Raw genomic sequence first — 20,768 nt, 5'->3', positions numbered from 1 at the left:
TCGTCCAGGCTCAGGCGCCCATGGCCTTTGCGGGTTCGATGCCATCCTGCCCTGCCGCATAGCGGCTCTCGCGGAATGGCAGGCCAAGGTGGTCGCGCAGCGTCTCGCCTTTGAGCGCGGGATCAAAATAGCCGCGCTCCGTCAGGATCGGCAGGACATGTTTCGAGAAATCATCGAAGCCTTCGCCGATCACCGGGAAGCCGAGGATAAAGCCGTCCGCACCTTCTTTGTCCATCCAGCGGATGATCTCATTGGCAATGTGCTCGGCGGTGCCGATGAAGGAGGTCCGCGGCGTGGCGGCATCGAGCGCCACCTCGCGCAAGGTGAGCCCCTTCTCGCGCGCGGTCTTCTTGATGCGATCGGTCGTGGCACGGAAGTTGTTGCGGCCGATGTCGCCGAGATCGGGGAACGGCTCGTCCAGCGGATAGGCGCTGAAATCGTGATGATCGAAGAAGCGGCCGAGATAGGCGAGTGCCTCCTCGATGGTGACGAGATTGCGGATCGCCTGGTATTTGGCGTCCGCCTCCTCTTGCGTCGCGCCGACGATCGGTCCGATGCCTGGGAAGATGCCGACATCGGCGGCACTGCGGCCATGCGCGATCGCGCTCTGCTTCACCTGTTTGTAGAAGATCTTGGCATCGTCGAGCGGCCCACCATTGGTGAAGACGGCATCGGCATGCTTGCCGGCGAGCCGGATACCGGAATCCGATGCACCGGCCTGGAACACCACCGGCTGCCCCTGCTTTGAGCGGCCGATATTGAGGGGGCCTTCGATGCGGAAGAACCGGCCCTTGTGGTTCAGGCGATGCAGCTTGGACTTGTCGGCGTAGACGCCGCTCTCGCGATCACGAACGAAGGCATCGTCGTCCCAGGAGTCCCACAGGCCCTTGATCGCATCGAGATATTCATCAGCGATCTCGTAGCGCAACTCGTGCTCGGGATGTTCGCGGCTATAGTTGCGGCCGGAGCCTTCGAGCGGCGACGTCACGGCATTCCAGCCGGCACGGCCGCCGCTGATGAGATCCAGCGAGGCGAACTGCCGGGCGATGGTGAAGGGATCGCTATAGGAGGTCGAAACCGTGCCGACCAAGCCAAGCTTCGTCGTAAAGGCGGCGAGCGCGGACAGGATGGTCAGCGGCTCGAAGCGGTTGAGGAAATGCGGGATCGATTGTTCGTTGATATAGAGTCCGTCGGCAACGAAGGCGAAGGCAATCCCCGCCTCCTCCGCCTTTCGGGCCGTCTTGACGAAGAAGTTGAGATTGGTGCTGGCGTCGGCCGGTACGCTCGGATGCTTCCAGGCATTCATGTGGCCGCCCGGGCCTTGCAGCATGATACCGAAGGTGACGTGTTTTTGAGTCATGATGATCCTCCTGGGATAGGCGCTCAGGCAACGAGAGAAAGGCGCTCTTTGGCGAGCAATTCTATGGAGTTCAGCCGTTCGGCAGCGGGCAGCGCCGGCGTGTCGAGCACGAATTCTTCGACGCCGTAGCGGCTGTGGAGCGCGTCGAGTTCGCCGCGGATCTGCGCCGCCGTGCCATGCAGCACGCTTGGCACCTTTTCCTCAGTCCGGAACTCCGAAAAGCCCGCCTGGCGCGCAAATTCCGCCGCTTGTTCCTGGGTGCCGACATTGACGCTCTGGCCGTTGGGCAGGAAAAGCTTGACGATGCGCAGCTGGCCGACGCGCTCACGGGCATGGGCCTCATTTTCGGCGGCGAAGGCGGCGAGCGCCAGGATCGGCACCTTGCCGCCGCTGGCATGGTCATAGGCTTCGAAGGTCTTCCTCAGATTTTCCGGATCGCCATTCAGATGGCCGGCAAACACCAGCCTCCAGCCCTTCTCTGCCGCGAGCTTCGCGCTTTCGACACTCGCGCCTAGCAGGAAACGCTCAGGCGAGCGCGGCGGGAAAGGCGTCGCCAGCGCGCCATCGGAATGAGGATCGGCCGCGAGGTAGGTGTTGATGTCGGAGAGCTGCTCGGCGAAGTCCGGCTTCTTCTCAGGATCGAAGGCGCGCTGCAATGCGCGGGTCGAGAGCGGAAAACCGCCCGGCGCCTTGCCGACGCCGAGATCGATACGGCCGGGCGCCAGCGAAGCCAGGAGATTGAAGGCCTCCGCGACCTTGTAGGCGCTGTAGTGCTGCAGCATCACGCCGCCCGAGCCGATGCGGATCTTCGAGGTTCGGGCGAGAAGATAGGCGATCAGAACCTCCGGCGCTGAACTGGCGAGGTTCGCCATATTGTGGTGCTCGGCGACCCAGAAGCGATGATAGCCAAGCTCTTCGGCCCTGATGGCCAATCGCGTCGTGGCGCCAAGCGCATCGGTGGCGCTGAGCCCCTGTTCTATCGGGCTTTTGTCGAGAAGGCTAAGGAGATAAGACATGCCGTTTCATCCATGTTTGCGTCCAATGCCGACCATCGAGCGCTATAGTCTATAAAAATCATAGATTTTAAGTTATTTAAGAAACAGCTTTCTTTTTCTTTCGCCGGATGCGGAAAAAATCGGCAGTGGCCGACTGGGATGGGCATGGAGGCATAGCAAATGCCACCTGAGCCGGGGTTGGTGGCAGCTTGTGCCTTTCAAAAGGTCACAGACGCGAAATAGCTGCAGGATGGGGGAGTTAGGGATGCGGCGTGATTAAGGCTTGCAGTTTGACCTATTCAGTCGCCGGATGTTCCGGCGCGTATCGATCTGCCGAAACCGCTCAGACCGCTCGAACTTCGGCGAGCCGCCTGACTGCGTACTCGTCCTTCCAGCAGACAGTGGCTTCCCATGCGGCAGACGCTTGCGCGGCGATATCATAAGCGTCGTTGTCGAGATCGGCAGCGTTGTCGGGCAGCACCAGATCAAGATCGGGGACGTCGACGTGAGACTCATCCCAGTCGATCAATGCGACGTGATCCGCAGCCATGCGGATGTTGACAGGATTGCCTGGGTTGCCGTGGACAACGCATGTCTGGCGCCCGACGAGCCGTGCCCACGCCGTTCGACATCGAGCAACGCCCTCGGGCGGCATCGCGGCAAGGTTGACCCTCGTTCCGGTTTCGGCATGCAGGAGGTCGGTCGAGGATTTCCAACCGGGGCGCTGCTGCCATCCCTGCGTCAACCGATGCAGCTTGCGCAGCGTATCGGCGACGCGACGCCAGTCGGATCTCGTCTCCGGCGGTCCGCCTTCGATGTATTTCATCACCACCAGACCGTCCACGAACAGACGGCCGTCGGTCGTCGGGATCGGTACTGGAACGGTCATACCCGCACGATCGAGGTATTGGAGCAGCTCCGTTTCCCATGCGAGATCAGCGTCGGACCTGAAGCCGAGACGACCGACCGCAATCCGCCCATGGACGCGAACGCTCCAGACGTCGTTCGCAATGCCGCCGGTGAGCGGTTCGATGCGAACTGCGTCGTCACCCCATTGTCCAAGTGCTTCCCATCCCATCGGCAACACCCTTGCGTAGTTGGATTTCACTTAATTGGCTGCAAGAGCGGACAACGTCAACTAACGTGAACCTAGCAAGCTCCGCAAGTCAACGTAGTCATTCCGCTTCGGGGATCTCCAGCAGCCTGCCATGCCCCTTCAAAGCTGTGGTCTCTCGCCATCGAATCCGAGCTTTGCTAACAAGGCGCCAGCAGCGCAGCGCTTGACCTGCGACGCTACGAACCGGGAGAATGCTGAATGCCTTACCAACTGCTCGTCACAGGTCCCGAAGACGCCAAGATCACTATCCTTCTCGCGCATGGGGCGGGTGGCGCAATGGACACGAAATGGATGGAAGCCATGTCTGCAGCGCTTTCCGACAAAGGCTTGCGAATTATCCGGTTCGAGTTCGATTACATGTCGGCACGACGCTCTTCGGGGAAGCGGTCTCCGCCGCCTCGGGCAGAGCTCCTGAATCAGGAATTCAAAGCCGTGATCGATGAAGTCGGTTCGCGGGGGACACTCGTCATCGCGGGAAAATCCATGGGCGGACGTGTGGCGAGTATGATCGCGGACGATCTAAGCAATGCGGGACAGATTTCCGGACTGCTTTGTCTTGGCTATCCCTTCCATCCGATAGGAAAACCGGAGAAGCTGCGAACCGCCCATCTCGCAGACATGAAGACGCCTACTCTCATCTGTCAGGGAACTCGCGACCTATTCGGATCACGGGAAGAAGTCTCCACGTACGAACTCTCCCAAATGATCGAGATTCTCTGGCTGGAGGATGGAGACCATGACTTCGCGCCACGAAAGGCCGTATCCGGTCTCACCTCCGCGGAACATATCGCAACCGTTGCCGATCACGTAGCCCGATGGGCCGCCGCGCTGCATTGATCGGTAGAAGGAATAGGCAACCTCAAGCCGAGATGGCAAGCGTTTCAGCGGCGAGATCGCACGCATGATGTAGGGCCGCCTCTTCGATTCAGCCTGATCCGTCCTGGATGCCGGCTCCAGCGTGGCTCTTCGCTTTTCCTCGGCGGAAATATGCCGCCGCTGTGCGTATGATGGATTCAGACAAACAAATCCCATTATAGTCTATAAAAATAGTTTGTTATTCCTGTCGATCCTCCCCCCTTTTTCGCTAGGCTTTACTCATCGCACTCAGGGAACCGCCGGAGAATCCCGATCCGGCCAGGGGGATACACATGAAGTTCAAGAGATTGATTGCTGCCGCTGCCATAAGCCTCACCAGCATCTCCGCGGCAACCATTGCTGCTGCGGCCGACAAGAAGGTCGTCGTCGGTTACCAAACCGATGCCCTGCCCTCCTCGGTCGCGATCGCCAATGGCGATTTCGCGAAGGAGACGGGTTACGAGATCGACTTCCGCAAATTCAACTCGGGAGCCGAGATCTTTGCCGCCATCGCATCCGGCGACGTCCAGATCGGCTACGTCGGCTCGAGCCCATTTGCGGCAGCCGCTTCGCGCGGGCTGGAGGTGAAAGCCTTCTACCTGTCGTCCATCTCGGGCGTCGATGAAGCCCTTGTGGTGCGCAACGGCTCCGGCATCAACACGCTGGCCGATCTAAAGGGCAAGAAGCTCGCGGCAGCACCGGTTTCGACCGATCACTACCAGCTGCTCGCCCTTATCAAGTCCCTCGGTCTGACTGAGAAGGACGTGCAGGTCTTTGCCGTTCCGCAGCCGGAAATCGTCGCAAGTTTCAATCGCGGCGATATCGACGGCGGCTTCGTCTGGGATCCGGCACTGACCGAGCTGAAGAAGAACGGCAAGGTGCTGGTGACGTCCAAAGACGTCGCCGATAAGGGCGCTCCGACATTCTCCGCCTGGGTCGCAACCTCGAAATTTGCGGCCGACAACCCGCAGTTCCTGAAGGCCTATGCGTCGGTGATCAACAAGTACTACGCCTCCTTCGCCGCCGATAAGGCCGCATGGGGACCGGAGAGCGAGAACGCAAAAGCGCTCGCCAAGCTTCTGGGCGGCACGGCTGATCAGCAGGCTGCAGCACTGAAAAACCTCACCCTCTTGACGCCTGACGTGCAGGCATCGGCCGACTGGCTCGGCGGCGGCGACAAGTCCGGGGCAGCCAAGATCCTCAAGGACACGGCGACCTTCCTGAAGAGCCAGGGGAAAGTCTCCGAGGTTCTGCCGAGCTACAGCGCCTTCGTCACCGCTGACGCGCTTATCAGCGCAAGCAACTGATCCTCCCTGACACCGGCGCGCTCGTCGCGTCGGTGTCGAACCTTTGAGGGCCCCATGCTTCAAGTTGACCATGCCAGCGTTTTCTTCGCGGCGCGTGACGGTAGAACCGTTCACGCGCTCGACCGCGTTTCCTTCAACATTCCCGAGCGCGGTATCGTTGTGGCGCTCGGTGCCTCCGGTTGTGGCAAATCCACCTTGCTCAATGCGATCGCCGGCTTCCTGCCGCTTTCGGAGGGAAAGATCACGCTCGACGGCAGGCCCGTCACCGGCCCCGGCGCCGATCGTGGCGTCGTCTTCCAGAAGGATGCGTTGCTGCCATGGAAAACGGTGATCGATAATGTCGCCCTCGGCTTGCAATTTGCCGGATTGGGAAAGCGGGAACGACGGGATCGCGCAGCCGAGCTGCTACGGCTCGTGGGCCTGACCGATTTTGCCAATGCTCTGCCCTATGAATTGTCGGGCGGCATGCGGCAGCGCGTCGGCATTGCCCGCGCCCTCGCCACCGCCCCGGATATCCTGCTGATGGACGAACCCTTCGGCGCGCTCGATAGCCTGACGCGCGAGCAGATGCAGGAACTGCTGGTGTCGATCTGGGCGAGAACCGACAAGCGCATTTTCTTCATCACCCATTCGATCGAGGAAGCGCTGTTTCTCGGCACGGAAGTATTGGTCATGTCTCCGCGGCCTGGACGCGTGGTTGCCCGCTTCGAGCTCGATTTCGTGCATCGCTTCGCCGCCAGCGGCGACACGAGGGCGATCGTCACATCGCCCGAGTTCGGCAATCTCCGCGAGGAAATTCGCAGCATTCTTCACGACGCTGACAACATCAGGAGCGCGGCATGAGCGATATCATCGAGACGCGCACGATCGCGGCGTCCGGGAAGGAAGAGCGGCCAAAGCTGGTTCGCATCCCAGGTTTCGGGGTCGGCGAGAAGCCTACCGTTACCATCAGCATCGCAACGGCAATCGTTTGTCTTGCGCTATGGTGGCTGGTCGCAAAGCTCGGCCTGGTGTCGCATCTCTTCCTGCCCCGCCCGGATGAGGTATTGACGCAGATCGGCGTCGTCTATCGTGACGGCTATGCCGGCGCTTCGCTTTCCGAGCATATATTGGCAAGCCTGTTTCGTATCGTCGCCGCGGCGGTCATCGCGATCATCGTCGGCATTCCCGTCGGCCTGCTGATGGGGCTCAGCCGCTGGGCAAAGGGAATTCTGGATACGCCGATCGAATTCTACTGGCCCTTGCCTCCCCTCTCCTATCTGCCGCTGATGATCATATGGCTCGGCATCGGCGAGACCTCGAAGATCACGCTCCTCGTGCTCGCCATGTTTGCCCCGATCTGCCTGTCCGCGCAGGCTGGCGTCCGTTCGCTGCCGCTCGAACGCGTCAATGCCGCCCGGTCGCTGGGCGCAAGCCGGCTGCAGCTCTTCCTCGCCGTGGTGCTGCCTTCGGCCCTGCCGGAAATCCTGACCGGCGTCCGTATCGCCTTCGGCATCGGCTGGGGAACGCTGGTGGCGGCAGAGCTCATCGCTTCGACCCGCGGCATCGGCTTTATGATCATGTCGGCGTCGCAATTCCTTGCCACCGACGTCGTCTTCGTCGGTATCGGCATCATCGCGGCCTGCGCATTCGCCTTTTCGGCCGCAGTCCGCATCCTTGAAGCCGTACTCGTTCCCTGGAAGGGCAAGCTTTAACCATGGACAGCCGTGAGCCGATGTCGCTCACGGCTTTCCTCATCATCAAGTCCCATCGGCGGATTCAGAAGACTGACAGGCACAGGCATGAGCAGCAATTGCGAATTTCTCTGGTACATCCCCAACGACGTCAAACCGGGTCATCGCGGCGACTCCACCGTCGCAAACCACAATAGCCTGGAGACGCTCACCAGTCATGCCAGGGCGCTCGAAGATCACGGCTGGAAAGGAGCGCTGATCGGCACCGGATGGGGCCGTCCAGACACCTTCACTGTGGCGACCGCACTTGCCGCCCGCACCACCACTTTCGAGCCGCTGATCGCGATCCGGCCCGGCTACTGGCGGCCGGCGCATTTCGCCTCCGCTGCCGCCACGCTGGATCACCTGAGCGGCGGCCGCGTGCGCGTCAATATCGTGTCGGGCAAGGACAATCTTGCCGCCTATGGCGATAGCGAAGGCGACCAGGCGCATCGCTATGGCCGCACCAAGGAGTTCATGCGGCTCATCCGCAAACTCTGGACGGAAGAGAATGTCTCCTATGAGGGCGAACATTTTCGCGTGAACGACTCCACTGCCGCGCCACGCATCCAGCCTCGCGGTGACCGCCTGCATCCCAAGCTCTATTTCGGCGGTGCATCGGATGCAGCGGAGCGCGTCTCCGCCACGGAGGCCGATGTTCAGCTTTTCTGGGGCGAGCCGCTCGCCGACATCGGTGAAAGGATCGGCCGGCTCAAGGCCTTGAGCAGAGAACTCGATCGAGATCTCCCGCCACTGCAGTTCGGGCTGCGCATCACGACGCTGGTTCGCGACACGACGGAGCAGGCCTGGGCGGATGCCGAAGCGAAAGTTGCCGACATGGCCAAAGGCAACGGTGTTCGCTGGAACGATCATCGGCAATCGGTCGCCGTCGGCCAGAAGCGGCTGTTCGATCTCGCCGCGCGCGGCGAGGTGCTCGATGACAATCTTTACACCGCACCGGGCAAGTTCGGCGGCGGAGGGGCAGGCACCACCTGGCTGGTCGGTTCGGCCGAGGATGTTGCTCGTTCGCTGCGCAAATATCGCGATCTGGGCATCACGCATTTTGTCCTCTCGGACACGCCCTATCTTTCGGAAATCGAACGGCAGGGCACCCAATTACTGCCGCTCCTGCGCGAGCACGTTTCGGCGTAATCCGGCGGCGAAAAAACTGTCCACCTTGAATGGAGGCTCGACGCCGGGCATCTCAGCGTCCACAATAAACATCAGCAAGGTCTGAAAACATAATGCTTCCCAGCCTTTCCAAGCCGCACTTTGTCAATTATGACGATTTCGTGACAATAGACGCATGGAGCTTTGATGCTAGGCTGGTTTCGCAAACTCATGCCACGCGAGGATCGATTCTTCGATCTCTTTGCGCAGCATTCGCGCACGATCGTGGGTGCCGCCGAGGCGCTGAACGCCCTGCTTTCCGGCAATGACATCGAGGGAAAGTGCCGGCGGATCGTCGAGCTCGAAAATGAAGCCGACGATATCACGCGCGACGTGCTGCTTGCGGTGCGCAAGAGCTTCATCACCCCCTTTGATCGCGGCGACATCAAGGATCTGATCATGTCGATGGACGACGCCATCGACATGATGCACAAAACGGTCAAGACCATACGCCTGTTCGAGCAGAAGAGCTTCGATCCCCTCATGCAGCAGATGGGCGAAGTGATCGTCAAGGCAGCACATCTCGTTGCCGAAGCGGTGCCGTTGCTGGATCGCATGGGCACCAATGCCACGCGGCTTGCGACCATCACGGAAGAGATCGTCAAGGCCGAAGGTTATGCCGATGAGCTGCACGAACAGGGCCTGAAGGATCTCTTCCGCACACACGGCGCTTCCAACGCCATGGCCTACATCATCGGCAGCGAGATATATGGCGAGCTGGAAAAGGTCGTCGACCGCTTCGAAGACGTCGCCAATGAGATCAACGGCATCGTGATCGAGAGTGTCTGATGGAGGCCTCGCTCGCCTTTCCGCTGCTGGTGGCAATCATCGCCACAGCGCTGTTCTTCGACTTCCTGAATGGCCTTCATGATGCAGCAAATTCCATCGCGACCATCGTCTCGACCCGAGTTCTGAGGCCGCAATATGCGGTTCTCTGGGCCGCATTTTTCAATTTCATCGCCTTCCTGTTCTTCGGCTTGCACGTCGCTGAGACGCTTGGAACGGGCATCATCGACCCGAAAATCGTCGACGCATCGGTCATCTTCTCCGCTCTTATGGGCGCAATCGTCTGGAACATCGTCACCTGGATATTCGGCATTCCGTCAAGCTCGTCGCATGCGCTGGTCGGCGGACTGATCGGCGCTGGCCTTGCCAAGGTCGGCATCAGTTCGATCGTCTGGCTCGGCGTCCTCAAGACGGCGGGCGCGATCGTCATGTCGCCGCTCATCGGCTTCATGCTCGCGTTGTTTCTGGTGCTTGCCGTGACATGGCTCTTCGTCCGGCAGACGCCGTTTGCCGTCGACAGCACCTTCCGCGTCATGCAGTTCTTCTCAGCCTCGCTCTATTCCCTCGGACACGGCGGCAATGATGCCCAGAAGACCATGGGAATCATCGCGATACTCCTTTACTCCCAAGGATATGGCGGCGGCGCTTTCCACGTCCCCTTGTGGGTGGTTCTCTCATGCCAGTCGGCCATGGCTTTGGGCACGCTGCTCGGAGGATGGCGGATCGTGCACACGATGGGTTCAAAAATTACCCGCCTCAACCCGATGCAGGGCTTTTGCGCGGAGACCGGCGGCGCATTGACGCTCTTTGCCGCGACCTGGTTCGGAATACCGGTTTCCACGACCCACACGATCACGGGCGCCATCATCGGTGTCGGAGCCGCCCGTCGAGTCTCCGCCGTACGGTGGGGCATTGCCGGCAACATCGTGATCGCCTGGGTCATCACGCTGCCGGCTGCGGCCCTGATCTCGGCGCTGTCCTATTGGATCATTCAACTCTTCCATTGATCGGCGCAAAATAGAAACAGCGCTTAACACCCGGAACCGGAGAGCGAAGTCTGACCTCATTTGTCGGTGATTATACCGCCGTGAGGGTTTTATTGCGCTTGCGATTTATTTATAGGCGAGGCTAAGTATCTTCACCACTTTCTTAGCCTTGCGAAGGTGAGCCATCTTGATGAAACAGCCTGCAGCCCCGGAAAGCCGTCTTTCTTCCACCGAAGTGGAGACACATGCCGAGGCGTTTCAGAAAAGCCGCGACGATCGACGTACGGAATTGATGGAAGATTACGTCGAGCTCATCGCCGACCTGATAGAGCATGCCGGCGAGGCACGTCAGACCGATATTGCGCAGAGACTGGGGGTAACGCAGCCGACGGTCGCAAAGATGCTCAAGCGCCTGGCCGAGGAAAACCTGATCACCCAGCGCCCCTATCGTGGCGTCTTTCTGACCGAGGAAGGTCAGCGCCTCGCGGTTGCGACCCGGCGACGGCATGTGGTTGTGGAAGCCGTCCTCTGCCGCCTCGGCGTCGATCCCGACACCGCGCGAAACGATGCCGAGGGTATCGAGCATCATGTCAGCGAAAAGACGCTCGAAGCGTTTGAACGCTTTTTAAAGACCTAGCGGTTGCAAATATTACGCAGATTTGACGGTTCATGGCGCCCAAGCGCCTTTTTGGGCACAGTTTTAACAAGAATGAATTGAAAATAAGCCGCGATCGATGGTCCGGCTTGACCCAATATCCGATATCAACGCAAGCTTCACAAATGCTCGTTAAGCAGAACTTAGCGAACTGCCGGCCTTTCTATTTGACATATTGGTTTTATTGCCGGCGCAGGAAATCATGATGAACGCCCAGGATCTTAGCAGTACTATTTTCGACCTTTCCCCCATCGCCATGTGGCTGGAGGATTTCAGTGGCGTCAAGGAACAGTTCGAACTCTGGCGCGCGGAAGGTGTCACGGACCTGCGCTCATATTTGCTTGCAGATGAACAGCGCGTCGCAGCCTGCTCGCAACGGATCAAGCTCCTTGCCGTCAATGCCAAGACGCTGGAACTCTTCGAAGCGCCCTCCTTCGAGGTGCTGGCTGCCGGCGTTTCCAGAGTGTTTCGGGACGAAATGCTGCAAAGCCATGTGAACGAACTGGTCGCCCTCTGGGAGGGCAGGACCGAGTTTTCCGGTACGGCCGTCAATTACACGCTTGGTGGCAGAAGGCTCGATATCCAGCTTCGCGGCGTCATCTTGCCGGGCCACGAGACATCCTGGAGCAGATTGCTGCTGACCACGGAGGACGTGACGGCACGCGAGGAAGCAAGGCGTCTGGAGGAGCGGCAGCGCCGCTATGCAGAAGGCCTGTTCGAGCATTCGCCGGTATCGCTTTGGGTCGAGGACTTCAGTCGTATCAAGATCTTGCTCGACGGCATCCGCAATCGCGGCATCGTCGACTTTCAGGTATTTCTCGACGTGCATCCGGAATTCGTACAGCAATGCATGAGCGAGATCAGCGTGCTCGATGTCAATCAGGCGACGCTTGACCTCTTCTGTGCAGCCGATCGTCAGACCCTGCATCACCGGATCGGCGAAGTGTTCCGAGATGACATGGAAAAGCACTTTCGCGGCCAGTTGGTGGAATTGTGGAATGGTCGCCTTTTCCATCAGCGTGAGGTGCTGAACTATGCACTCGACGGATCGGAGCGCCACGTTCTCCTGCAGTTTTCCGTCTTTCCCGGTTATGAGGACGACTGGTCTCTGGTGCAGGTGGCGCTCACCGACATCACCGCGCGCAAGAAGGCGGAGGCCTATCTCGAATATCTCGGCAAGCACGATGTGCTGACCAGGCTCTTCAACCGCGCCTTCTATATGGAGGAACTTAACAGGCTCGAGCGCAAGTCGCTTCGGCCGGTTTCGGCCATCATCATCGATCTCAACGGCCTCAAGGAGGCCAATGACGAAAGTGGGCACGACGCCGGCGACGCGCTGCTGCGCCGGATGGGCGAGGTGCTGAACAGCGTCGTATCCCTGCCGAACCACGCCGCCCGCATCGGTGGCGACGAATTTGCCATTCTCATGCCCGGCGCGGATGACGTCACGGCTGCCGCGATGGTCGAGACGATCAACGAACTGCTGAAGATCAACAACCAGTTCTATTCGAGCGCGCCGCTCAGCATCTCCATCGGCGTTGCGACGAGTCAACCCGGCGAGATGATGGAATCCATGATCAAGCGCGCGGATCTCGGCATGTACGAACAGAAGAAAGCTCACTACGCCGCGGCCGCCACCACGGGCGCACATCAGGCAAAGCACGGCGCTTGACGCGTCGGGCCTGGAGCTGATGCCGCAATCAGTTGAAATGGCCGATTTTCATGCATCCCATGGCCGGGAACAAAAACCGCGACGTCTCATTTGGCCTTCGGGAAAAGAGGGAGCCATCATATGGAAGATCAAACGACCAATGTCGTCGTCGCCACCCGGACCGCGCTCGATCAGGCCGCTGCACTTGCCGTCCACTATGGTTTTTCGATCCTCGGCGCCATCATTCTTCTGATCGGCGGCTGGATTCTCGCCGGCATTATCAGCCGCTCGGCCTATCGCGTCATTTCCCGCATTCGCGGTATTGACGAGACCCTGGCGAGTTTCTTCCAGAATGTCCTGCACTACAGCCTGCTGATACTGGTCTTCATCACCGTTTTGGGACAATTCGGCGTTCAGACCGCCTCCATCATTGCCGCTCTAGGCGCGGCCGGCCTGGCGATCGGCCTGGCGCTGCAAGGCACGCTGCAAAATATCGCGGCTGGCATCATGCTGCTGATCCTGCGGCCATTCCGGGTCGGCGAATATATCGAGACGGCCAACGTCAAAGGCTACATCAGGGATATCGGGCTCTTTGCAACGGAGATGAAGACAGCGGACGGCCTCTATCTCATGGCGCCGAATTCCACGCTCTGGAATACCCCCATCATCAACTATAGCCGCGAGCCGGACCGCCGCCAGGAATTGTCCGTTGCCTTGGGTGAAAATGTCGACATCGACCTTGCCCGCAAGACCATTCTCGACGTCTTGAAGGCGGATCAGCGCATCAGGAATGCCCCCGCGCCGAAGGTCTATCTCGACGATCTGGCCGTCGATCAGACCGTCTTGAACATCGAATATTGGACGATCACGGCATCATGGACAGATGTTCGGCATGATGTCGTATCAAGGCTGAAGGCCCGGATTACCGGGCCCGACATCACCATCAAATCACCCACCGAACCTAGTGGGCCGGCCGATTGACCCTCTTCACGCCAAGCCTGCCGCCGGCAGGGAGCTGAACCAGCGGCAGGCTTCGCGAGGCTATAACACCTCGAGCAAGATCGGTCTCTTGCCTGCCTTAAACTTCCATGAGTGGCGTTTGTTCCGCACATAACAGGCAGAGGCTTTACCGGCCCGCCCTACCATTTGACCCGATAATCGACGCGCAGATTGCCGGCCGGCGTCAAAGTCTCCAGATCGGCGAAGGATGCCGAAAACTTGAGATTCGGCGCCAATGGCTGCTGAAATGAGAGCGTGCTGGAAAAGCTGTTGCCCACATCCCTCAGATTGCCGACTGCGGAAAACGAGGTTCCCGTCCCTGGAATAGCGAGGGTGACGGCCTGCGTCGCAGTGATGGAATTCGCCGCGTTTCGCGATCCTGCGTAATTCAGGTTCAGGGAGCGGGATGTGCTCATATCCAGGTTTTCGGATACCGTCCAGCTCCGCGAGCGTTCGAGACAAAGAGTTCCCGTGCTGTTGAGAGTATCGACCCTCAGGGCGACTTCGCGACGCCATACGGTCGAAAATCGCCTGTGATCGTCGATCGCCGTACCCCATAGCGTCGCCAGGCTGCTGCTGCGCAGGATCGCGCCGCTCGTGGCGCTACCCAACCCGAGATCCATGCCCGCGCTGACGTCCCATGCCATCGGCAGCCGAAAACCAAGCGTCGTCTTGTACGTTCGCGGCGCGACCTTGACCGGCGACCAGATCATCAGATCGCTGGCTTTGGACACCTGCGGCAGGCTGACACTCGCGAAAAGACCAAGAACGCCACGCAGGACGCGTTTTGACTTGAAGCCCATGCTAAAGCCCGAATTTACCTTGCCCGGACGCGACAATGTCCAGGGCGCACTGAGACAACAGCCAGATACGGAACAATGCCGCATTCTGGCTTCGGATTGATTTTGTTCGCTTAAGCGCCAGCAGATTGCAGCGCATCGGAGCCACAAGATGACGGCATCCGATCGAAGGGAATGACGCCGCTCCAAATCAAGCAGCTCCCTTCGTGCAAAAGATTCCCATCCGCGACGGCGCTTGTAAACCCCTTGGACCGATGTTTTTTGCTGCGTTGCACACATGTCGCGCCTGCGACGTCGCCGCATGAAAGCGACATCATCGCAATGGCCTGAAAAACCGGCCCTCTTCGACCAGTCATGCTTTCGATGGCGGACGATCACATTCCCGCGATCGAATGCCGGCGCGCGACCGAGCGTCAGCAAGGTGGCAGCCATCCATATTCTATCCTGCGCTGACAATATGATGGATATCGGATAGTTTTCCGCTCGAAAGGAAACATCGTTGCGCATTCCGCCCATCATCGTCACGGCACGCGTCCACCCTGAAGATCTGGTTCCCTTCAATCGCCTTCGTCAGGAGAATTTTCCTTCCGAGGGGAACTTTCTAGAGGCCCATGTGACGATCTTCCACCATCTTCCGGGGCAGCATCTTGCACGCGTGCAGGAACTGGTCGCAGAGTTCGTCGAGGATCGGACGGCGCCGGCGGCCATCGTGAGTGGCGTTCGCCACCTCGGCGCCGGCGTCGCATTTGCAATCGACAGTCCCGGCCTCCTCGATCTGCGCGCCGAAATGATGGGGCTGTTCGGCTCGTGGCCTGGGCCTAAGGATCTGCAGAGGTGGCAACCGCACATCACTATCCAGAACAAGGTGCCGAGAGCAAAAGCGGATGCGCTTTTCTTTCGACTGCGAGGGGAGTTTGAACAGCGCCCGATCAGAATTATCGGAATTGATCTTTCCAGCTATCTGGGCGGTCCGTGGCGGCATGAAGCCACAGTGCCATTCAAATCCTCTGCGGCAGGCAACTAAACACCCAAATTTCAATTCACATCAAACCTGTCTCTGTGGCGTGACCTCGCTCAGGAGCCAGTCCCGAAACGATGTCGCAGTCTCGTTCGTCTGCTTCTTTTCCGGCATCACGACGTAATAGCTGTTCTCGGTCGGCATCGGCAGATTAAACAGCGGCAGAAGCGTGCCGACCCTCAGTTCTTCCTCGATGAGATAGGTCGGCAGAAGCGCCACGCCGAGCCCGGCAATGGCTGCGGCGATGATCATGGAAAACTGGTCGAAGCGCGCGCCGGGATAGGCATTCTCCGTCGGCAACTCCTGCAGATCGAACCATTGGGCCCAAAGCTTCGGGCGCGTCGTCAGATGCAGCAGCGGCGCTCCCGATAGTTCCTGCGGCAAGACAAGAGCCAGCCGTCCGGCAAGTTCCCGGCTGGCAACGGGCAGCACGGTCTCGTTGCAAAGAAAAGTAGCAACCGCGCCGGCCCATGCCGGCAGGCCGTAGTGAATGGCAAGATCGAAATTATCCTCCTCAAAATTGAAGGGCTTGGACCGGGATTCCAGCGTGACCGCGACATCGCGATGTTCGTCTAGAAACCGGCCGAGGCGGGGCACCAGCCAGCGCGTGCCGAAGGTCGGCAAGGTCGCGACCTTCAGAGACAATTTCATCTGGCCGGCGGCAACGGCGCCGATCATCAGCCGCTCCGAGCGCAAGAGCAGGTCCTTGACCTCCGGCAATAACCGAAGTCCGGCCTCGGACAGCACGACGCGTTGGCGAACGCGCTCGAACAGCTTCAGGCCCGTCTGCTGCTCGAGATCGCTGATTTGCCGGCTGACCGCGCTTTGGGTTAGATTGAGTTCTTCGGCGGCACGCGAAAAATTCTGATGGCGCGCCGCGCATTCGAATGCTTGAAGATTGACGATGTCAGGGATGAGGCGTCGACGCATGGTCATTCCATTTTCGCATCAAGTTAGAATTCTCTCTCACAACACCAGCCGCCCTACAAGAGATATTCTGCTAGATAGGAATGACATAGTCTTTCAGGAAGAGATCGCACATGAAGCCTGATCACGTCTCGACCAGCGATATTCGCAGCGCTTTTTCAGCCGCCATGTCGGCGATGTATCGCGAAGAAGTTCCCGCCTACGGCACGTTGATGGAACTGGTCGCTCGCGTCAACGACGAAACGCTGGTGGCCCAGTCAGGGCTTAAGGAGCGGCTGGAGGCGACGGATTATCTCGATCGCATCTCCGAGGAGCGTCACGGCGCCATCCGGCTCGGCACCGCGGCAGAGCTTGCGATGATGGCGCGCGTCTTCGCCGTCATGGGCATGTATCCGGTCGGCTATTACGATCTTTCGACCGCCGGCGTGCCGGTTCATTCGACCGCATTCCGGCCGATCGGCGATGCGGAGCTGAAGCGCAATCCCTTCCGCGTTTTCACCTCGCTGCTGCGGCTCGATCTCGTCGCCGACGAAGATCTTCGCAAGGCAGCCGCAGAGATTCTGGCCAAGCGCCGGATTTTCACCGATGGCGCCGTCGCACTCACCGAAAAGGCAGAGCGCGAAGGCGGCCTGAACAAGGGCGACGCCCAGCGCTTCGTCGGCGAGGTTTTGGAGACCTTCCGCTGGCATGACGAAGCCAATGTTGATGCTGGCATGTACCATCGGCTCCACGATGCCCATCGCCTGATTGCCGATGTCGTGTCCTTCAAGGGACCGCACATCAATCATCTGACTCCGCGCACGCTGGATATCGACCAGGTACAGGCGCTGATGCCGGATTACGATATCGCACCGAAGGCCGTGGTCGAAGGACCGCCGACGCGCTCCTGCCCGATCCTGTTGCGCCAGACCTCGTTCAAGGCGCTGGAAGAACCCGTTTCCTTCCGCAATGCCGATGGCGTCTGGGAAGAAGGCTCGCACACCGCCCGCTTCGGCGAGATCGAACAGCGCGGCATTGCGCTCACGCCGAAGGGCCGCGCGCTTTATGACAAGCTGCTCGATCAGTCGCGCAAGATCGTACGGCCGGCTGCCGATGGATCGAACGCGCGGGATTATGAGGCCGCACTTGCCGAGAGCTTTGCTGAATTCCCGGATGACTGGGCGGCGATCCGCGCTGAAGGCCTCGGCTACTTCACCTATTCGCTGACGGCCAAGGGCAAGACCGCCGCAACGGGCGGGGATATCGATGAACTGATTAACCAGGGCCTCGTCCAGTTCGACCCCATCGTCTACGAGGATTTCCTTCCCGTCAGCGCTGCCGGTATCTTCCAGTCCAATCTCGGCGATGGCGCGCAGCAGGACTTCGTCGCCAGCCCGAACCAGCAGCGCTTCGAGGCCGATCTCGGCATGAAGGTGCTGAACGAATTTGACCATTACGCCGGCATTGAACAGGCATCGATCGATGCTTGCCTACGAGCCCTTTCCAAACAAGACGCCGCCGAGTGAGGTGATGCGGCGATGACAGCCGCGCGCCATCCGGATCAAGACAAGTGGAGTTTCACAAGATGAACATCGCAGCCAAGACCCCTTCCGTTGCAGCCGAAGCTGCCGCCATTCTCGAAAAGCTCGGCGTCGACAAGGCGCTCTACACGCAAGGCGACATGCCCTCCTACTCCCCGGTCACCGGCGAGAAGATCGGCAGCCTCAAGACCGTTTCGGCCGATGATGCGGCGAAGAAAATCGAGAAGGCGCATGCCGCATTCCGCGCCTGGCGCCTTGTTCCGGCACCGAAGCGCGGCGAACTGGTGCGCCTGCTCGGCGAAGAACTGCGCGCCGCCAAGGACGATCTCGGCCGTCTGGTTTCGATCGAAGCCGGCAAGATCCGCTCCGAGGGGCTCGGCGAAGTGCAGGAAATGATCGACATCTGCGATTTCGCCGTCGGCCTTTCCCGCCAGCTGTACGGCCTGACGATCGCCACCGAACGTCCGGGCCATCGCATGATGGAAACCTGGCATCCGCTCGGCGTCGTCGGCATCATCTCCGCCTTCAACTTCCCGGTCGCGGTCTGGTCGTGGAACGCGGCGCTGGCGCTGATCTGTGGCGACGCCGTCGTCTGGAAACCCTCGGAAAAGACGCCGCTGACCGCACTTGCCTCGCAGGCGATCCTCGATCGTGCGCTTGCCCGCTTCGGCGACGCGCCGGAGGGCCTGTCGCAGGTTCTGATCGGCGATCGCGCCATCGGCGAAGTCCTCGTCGACCATCCGAAGGTGCCGCTCGTTTCGGCAACCGGCTCGACCCGCATGGGCCGTGAAGTCGGGCCGCGGCTTGCCAAGCGTTTTGCCCGCGCCATTCTCGAACTCGGCGGCAACAATGCCGGCATCGTCTGCCCCTCGGCCGATCTCGATATGGCGCTGCGCGCCATCGCCTTCGGCGCCATGGGTACCGCCGGCCAGCGCTGCACGACGCTGCGCCGTCTCTTCGTCCACAAAAGCGTCTACGATCAGCTCGTACCGCGGCTGAAGAAGGCCTATCAGAGCGTATCGGTCGGCGATCCCCTGCACTCTTCCGCGCTCGTAGGCCCGCTGATCGACAAGGCAGCGTTCGACGGCATGCAGAAGGCCATTGCCGAGGCGAAGGCCCATGGCGGCTCCGTCACCGGCGGCGAGCGCGTCGATATCGGCCATGCCGACGGCTATTACGCAAAGCCGGCGCTTGTGGAAATGCCGAAGCAGGCAGGCCCGGTCATGGAAGAAACCTTCGCGCCCATCCTCTACGTCATGCACTATGACGATTTTGACGCTGTCATCGATGAGCACAATGCCGTTGCCGCCGGCCTGTCGTCCTCGATCTTCACGCGTGATATGCAGGAATCCGAGCGCTTCCTGGCAGCCGACGGCTCCGATTGCGGCATTGCCAACGTCAACATCGGCACCTCGGGCGCTGAAATCGGTGGCGCATTCGGCGGCGAGAAGGAAACCGGCGGCGGCCGCGAATCCGGCTCCGACGCTTGGAAGGCCTATATGCGCCGGGCGACCAACACGGTGAACTACTCCAAGGCCCTGCCGTTGGCGCAGGGTGTCTCCTTCGACATCGAGTAAGTTCCATGACGGTTGCGACCAAAATCGAAGAGGCGGGCTTCAAGCCCGCTTCGCGGATCGCCTCCATCGGCGTTTCCACCATTCTTCAGATCGGCGCGCGCGCCAATGCGATGAAGCGGGAGGGCCTTCCGGTCATCATTCTCGGCGCCGGCGAACCGGATTTCGACACGCCCGACAATGTCAAGGAAGCCGCCAAGGCCGCCATCGATCGTGGCGAAACGAAATATACCGCGCTCGACGGCACGCCGGAGCTGAAGAACGCGATTGCCGGAAAATTCAAACGTGAGAACGGCATCGACTACGCACTCGACGAAATCACTGTGGCGACAGGTGCCAAGCAGATCCTGTTCAATGCCTTCATGGCGTCGATCAATCCGGGCGATGAAGTCATCATCCCGACGCCCTATTGGACCTCCTATTCCGATATCGTCGAGATTTGCGGCGGCGTGCCCGTTCTGATCCCCTGCGATGCTGCCGCGGGCTTCCGCCTGAAGGCTGACCAGCTTGAACAGGCGATCACGCCGAGGACGCGCTGGCTGCTTCTCAATTCGCCGTCGAATCCATCGGGTGCCGCCTATTCCGAGGCTGATTATCGGCCGCTGATCGAGGTGCTGCTGCGCCATCCGCATGTCTGGCTGATGGTCGACGATATGTATGAGCACATCGTCTATGAGGGCTTTCAGTTCGTCACCCCCGTCGCGATCACGCCGAGCCTCAAGAGCCGGACGCTGACGGTCAACGGCGTTTCCAAGTCCTATGCTATGACTGGCTGGCGCATCGGCTATGCTGGCGGTCCCAAGGCTCTCATCAAGGCCATGGCCGTTATCCAGAGCCAGGCGACCTCCTGCCCTTCCTCCGTCAGCCAGGCTGCGGCCGTCGCTGCGCTGAATGGCCCGCAGGATTTTCTCGAGGGTCGCAAGGCAAGCTTCCAGCGTCGGCGCGATCTCGTCGTCAACAGGCTGAACGCCATTGAAGGCCTGGATTGCCTTGTGCCGGAAGGCGCCTTCTACACATTCTCGGATTGCGCCGGCGTGCTTGGAACGACGACACCGTCCGGAAAGATGATCGAGACGGATGCGGATTTCTGCGCCTATCTGCTCGATGAGGCCCATGTCGCCGTCGTGCCCGGCTCCGCCTTCGGATTGTCGGCCTATTTCCGCATTTCCTATGCGACATCGGAAGCCGATCTCGTCGAAGCGCTTGATCGCATCGAAAGGGCCTGCGCGGCGCTCCGGCGCTAGAGCAGCTGCGACCGACGCACAAAACGGCTGTCCATCCGGAACTGCGTGAAAACAAAGAGATAGAGCATTCCCGTAATTCTGTTTAAAAGCGG

The 20,768-nt window shown here is 60.1% G+C and carries 19 protein-coding genes; 14 read left to right on the top strand and 5 right to left on the bottom strand.

From position 1 onward, the window contains the following. Nucleotides 1-10: 10 nt before the first annotated feature. The 3 genes from FHT84_RS02540 to FHT84_RS02530 all read right to left on the bottom strand — a co-directional run bounded on the left by FHT84_RS02540 (nucleotide 11) and on the right by FHT84_RS02530 (nucleotide 3,433). Nucleotides 11-1,360 (bottom strand): LLM class flavin-dependent oxidoreductase, encoded by a 1,350-nt coding sequence (locus tag FHT84_RS02540; protein ID WP_112344914.1) that lies wholly within the window; start codon nucleotides 1,358-1,360, stop codon nucleotides 11-13. A 23-nt stretch (nucleotides 1,361-1,383) separates the two neighbouring features. Further along, nucleotides 1,384-2,376 (bottom strand): LLM class flavin-dependent oxidoreductase, encoded by a 993-nt coding sequence (locus FHT84_RS02535; protein WP_112344913.1) that lies wholly within the window; start codon nucleotides 2,374-2,376, stop codon nucleotides 1,384-1,386. Nucleotides 2,377-2,698: 322 nt separating this feature from the next. Next, nucleotides 2,699-3,433, bottom strand: coding sequence for a phosphotransferase (locus FHT84_RS02530; protein WP_112344912.1), 735 nt, complete (start codon nucleotides 3,431-3,433; stop codon nucleotides 2,699-2,701). Between the two features lie 237 nt (nucleotides 3,434-3,670). Here FHT84_RS02530 and FHT84_RS02525 point away from each other — a divergent pair, with 237 nt between their 5' ends. From FHT84_RS02525 to FHT84_RS02480, 10 genes are all read left to right on the top strand, one after another. Next, a complete protein-coding gene (locus tag FHT84_RS02525; RefSeq protein WP_112344911.1) occupies nucleotides 3,671-4,309 on the top strand; it encodes an alpha/beta family hydrolase in 639 nt (212 codons plus the stop codon). A gap of 311 nt (nucleotides 4,310-4,620) precedes the next feature. Then, the gene (gene tauA, locus FHT84_RS02520) at nucleotides 4,621-5,634 is read left to right on the top strand and encodes a taurine ABC transporter substrate-binding protein (protein WP_183760878.1); all 1,014 of its coding nucleotides are present in this window, start codon (nucleotides 4,621-4,623) and stop codon (nucleotides 5,632-5,634) included. 54 nt (nucleotides 5,635-5,688) lie between these two features. Beyond that, nucleotides 5,689-6,477 (top strand): ABC transporter ATP-binding protein, encoded by a 789-nt coding sequence (locus FHT84_RS02515; protein ID WP_112344909.1) that lies wholly within the window; start codon nucleotides 5,689-5,691, stop codon nucleotides 6,475-6,477. Further along, nucleotides 6,474-7,328, top strand: a complete 855-nt coding sequence (locus tag FHT84_RS02510) for an ABC transporter permease subunit (protein WP_112344908.1) — start codon at nucleotides 6,474-6,476, stop codon at nucleotides 7,326-7,328. Before FHT84_RS02515 ends, FHT84_RS02510 begins: the two co-directional genes overlap by 4 nt. Before the next feature lie 87 nt (nucleotides 7,329-7,415). Further along, nucleotides 7,416-8,498: an LLM class flavin-dependent oxidoreductase gene (locus FHT84_RS02505; RefSeq protein WP_112344907.1), complete on the top strand. Its 1,083-nt coding sequence runs from the start codon at nucleotides 7,416-7,418 to the stop codon at nucleotides 8,496-8,498. Between the two features lie 165 nt (nucleotides 8,499-8,663). After that, nucleotides 8,664-9,305, top strand: coding sequence for a DUF47 family protein (locus tag FHT84_RS02500; protein WP_113250421.1), 642 nt, complete (start codon nucleotides 8,664-8,666; stop codon nucleotides 9,303-9,305). Continuing rightward, the gene (locus FHT84_RS02495; protein WP_183760881.1) at nucleotides 9,305-10,309 is read left to right on the top strand and encodes an inorganic phosphate transporter; all 1,005 of its coding nucleotides are present in this window, start codon (nucleotides 9,305-9,307) and stop codon (nucleotides 10,307-10,309) included. Before FHT84_RS02500 ends, FHT84_RS02495 begins: the two co-directional genes overlap by 1 nt. Nucleotides 10,310-10,478: 169 nt before the next feature. After that, complete coding sequence (gene mntR / locus FHT84_RS02490; RefSeq protein WP_112344904.1) at nucleotides 10,479-10,925, top strand: manganese-binding transcriptional regulator MntR; 447 nt, start codon at nucleotides 10,479-10,481, stop codon at nucleotides 10,923-10,925. Between the two features lie 223 nt (nucleotides 10,926-11,148). Further along, nucleotides 11,149-12,615 carry a sensor domain-containing diguanylate cyclase gene (locus FHT84_RS02485; RefSeq protein ID WP_183761275.1) on the top strand — a complete coding sequence of 489 codons (1,467 nt, stop codon included), beginning with the start codon at nucleotides 11,149-11,151 and terminating at the stop codon, nucleotides 12,613-12,615. Nucleotides 12,616-12,735: 120 nt separating this feature from the next. Further along, nucleotides 12,736-13,575: a mechanosensitive ion channel domain-containing protein gene (locus tag FHT84_RS02480; protein WP_112344902.1), complete on the top strand. Its 840-nt coding sequence runs from the start codon at nucleotides 12,736-12,738 to the stop codon at nucleotides 13,573-13,575. A gap of 158 nt (nucleotides 13,576-13,733) precedes the next feature. Here the strand turns inward: FHT84_RS02480 and FHT84_RS02475 are convergent, their stop codons facing one another. Continuing rightward, entirely contained in the window at nucleotides 13,734-14,396 is a 663-nt protein-coding gene (locus tag FHT84_RS02475) for a hypothetical protein (RefSeq protein WP_112345209.1), read from the bottom strand. 496 nt (nucleotides 14,397-14,892) lie between these two features. Between FHT84_RS02475 and FHT84_RS02470 the strand changes: the two genes are divergently transcribed. Beyond that, nucleotides 14,893-15,417, top strand: a complete 525-nt coding sequence (locus tag FHT84_RS02470) for a 2'-5' RNA ligase family protein (protein ID WP_112344901.1) — start codon at nucleotides 14,893-14,895, stop codon at nucleotides 15,415-15,417. Nucleotides 15,418-15,438: 21 nt separating this feature from the next. On the opposite strand, the gene FHT84_RS02465 is transcribed toward FHT84_RS02470, so the two are convergent. Next, nucleotides 15,439-16,347, bottom strand: coding sequence for a LysR family transcriptional regulator (locus FHT84_RS02465; protein ID WP_112344900.1), 909 nt, complete (start codon nucleotides 16,345-16,347; stop codon nucleotides 15,439-15,441). A 104-nt stretch (nucleotides 16,348-16,451) separates the two neighbouring features. On the opposite strand from FHT84_RS02465, the gene FHT84_RS02460 reads away from it, so the two are divergent. From FHT84_RS02460 to FHT84_RS02450, 3 genes are read left to right on the top strand one after another with little or no spacing between them, the layout of a single operon-like run. Beyond that, nucleotides 16,452-17,843: a VOC family protein gene (locus FHT84_RS02460; protein ID WP_183760884.1), complete on the top strand. Its 1,392-nt coding sequence runs from the start codon at nucleotides 16,452-16,454 to the stop codon at nucleotides 17,841-17,843. 59 nt (nucleotides 17,844-17,902) lie between these two features. Beyond that, nucleotides 17,903-19,435, top strand: coding sequence for an aldehyde dehydrogenase family protein (locus FHT84_RS02455; RefSeq protein ID WP_112344898.1), 1,533 nt, complete (start codon nucleotides 17,903-17,905; stop codon nucleotides 19,433-19,435). Nucleotides 19,436-19,440: 5 nt separating this feature from the next. Beyond that, a complete protein-coding gene (locus FHT84_RS02450; protein ID WP_112344897.1) occupies nucleotides 19,441-20,676 on the top strand; it encodes a pyridoxal phosphate-dependent aminotransferase in 1,236 nt (411 codons plus the stop codon). Nucleotides 20,677-20,768 lie beyond the last annotated feature (92 nt).

Origin of the sequence: Rhizobium sp. BK289 (assembly GCF_014193575.1) — a bacterium.
GTDB classification, from domain to species: domain Bacteria; phylum Pseudomonadota; class Alphaproteobacteria; order Rhizobiales; family Rhizobiaceae; genus Rhizobium; species Rhizobium tropici_C.
The sequence above is the reverse complement of the archived record's forward strand: the minus strand, read 5'-3'. Positions and strand labels throughout refer to the sequence as shown.

Coding starts and splice junctions, on each gene's coding strand:
- FHT84_RS02540 (WP_112344914.1), bottom strand. CDS start 1,360: ATGACTCAAAAACACGTCACCTTCGGTATCATGCTGCAAGGCCCGGGC.
- FHT84_RS02535 (WP_112344913.1), bottom strand. CDS start 2,376: ATGTCTTATCTCCTTAGCCTTCTCGACAAAAGCCCGATAGAACAGGGG.
- FHT84_RS02530 (WP_112344912.1), bottom strand. CDS start 3,433: ATGGGATGGGAAGCACTTGGACAATGGGGTGACGACGCAGTTCGCATC.
- FHT84_RS02525 (WP_112344911.1), top strand. CDS start 3,671: ATGCCTTACCAACTGCTCGTCACAGGTCCCGAAGACGCCAAGATCACT.
- tauA (WP_183760878.1), top strand. CDS start 4,621: ATGAAGTTCAAGAGATTGATTGCTGCCGCTGCCATAAGCCTCACCAGC.
- FHT84_RS02515 (WP_112344909.1), top strand. CDS start 5,689: ATGCTTCAAGTTGACCATGCCAGCGTTTTCTTCGCGGCGCGTGACGGT.
- FHT84_RS02510 (WP_112344908.1), top strand. CDS start 6,474: ATGAGCGATATCATCGAGACGCGCACGATCGCGGCGTCCGGGAAGGAA.
- FHT84_RS02505 (WP_112344907.1), top strand. CDS start 7,416: ATGAGCAGCAATTGCGAATTTCTCTGGTACATCCCCAACGACGTCAAA.
- FHT84_RS02500 (WP_113250421.1), top strand. CDS start 8,664: ATGCTAGGCTGGTTTCGCAAACTCATGCCACGCGAGGATCGATTCTTC.
- FHT84_RS02495 (WP_183760881.1), top strand. CDS start 9,305: ATGGAGGCCTCGCTCGCCTTTCCGCTGCTGGTGGCAATCATCGCCACA.
- mntR (WP_112344904.1), top strand. CDS start 10,479: ATGAAACAGCCTGCAGCCCCGGAAAGCCGTCTTTCTTCCACCGAAGTG.
- FHT84_RS02485 (WP_183761275.1), top strand. CDS start 11,149: ATGAACGCCCAGGATCTTAGCAGTACTATTTTCGACCTTTCCCCCATC.
- FHT84_RS02480 (WP_112344902.1), top strand. CDS start 12,736: ATGGAAGATCAAACGACCAATGTCGTCGTCGCCACCCGGACCGCGCTC.
- FHT84_RS02475 (WP_112345209.1), bottom strand. CDS start 14,396: ATGGGCTTCAAGTCAAAACGCGTCCTGCGTGGCGTTCTTGGTCTTTTC.
- FHT84_RS02465 (WP_112344900.1), bottom strand. CDS start 16,347: ATGACCATGCGTCGACGCCTCATCCCTGACATCGTCAATCTTCAAGCA.
- FHT84_RS02460 (WP_183760884.1), top strand. CDS start 16,452: ATGAAGCCTGATCACGTCTCGACCAGCGATATTCGCAGCGCTTTTTCA.
- FHT84_RS02455 (WP_112344898.1), top strand. CDS start 17,903: ATGAACATCGCAGCCAAGACCCCTTCCGTTGCAGCCGAAGCTGCCGCC.
- FHT84_RS02450 (WP_112344897.1), top strand. CDS start 19,441: ATGACGGTTGCGACCAAAATCGAAGAGGCGGGCTTCAAGCCCGCTTCG.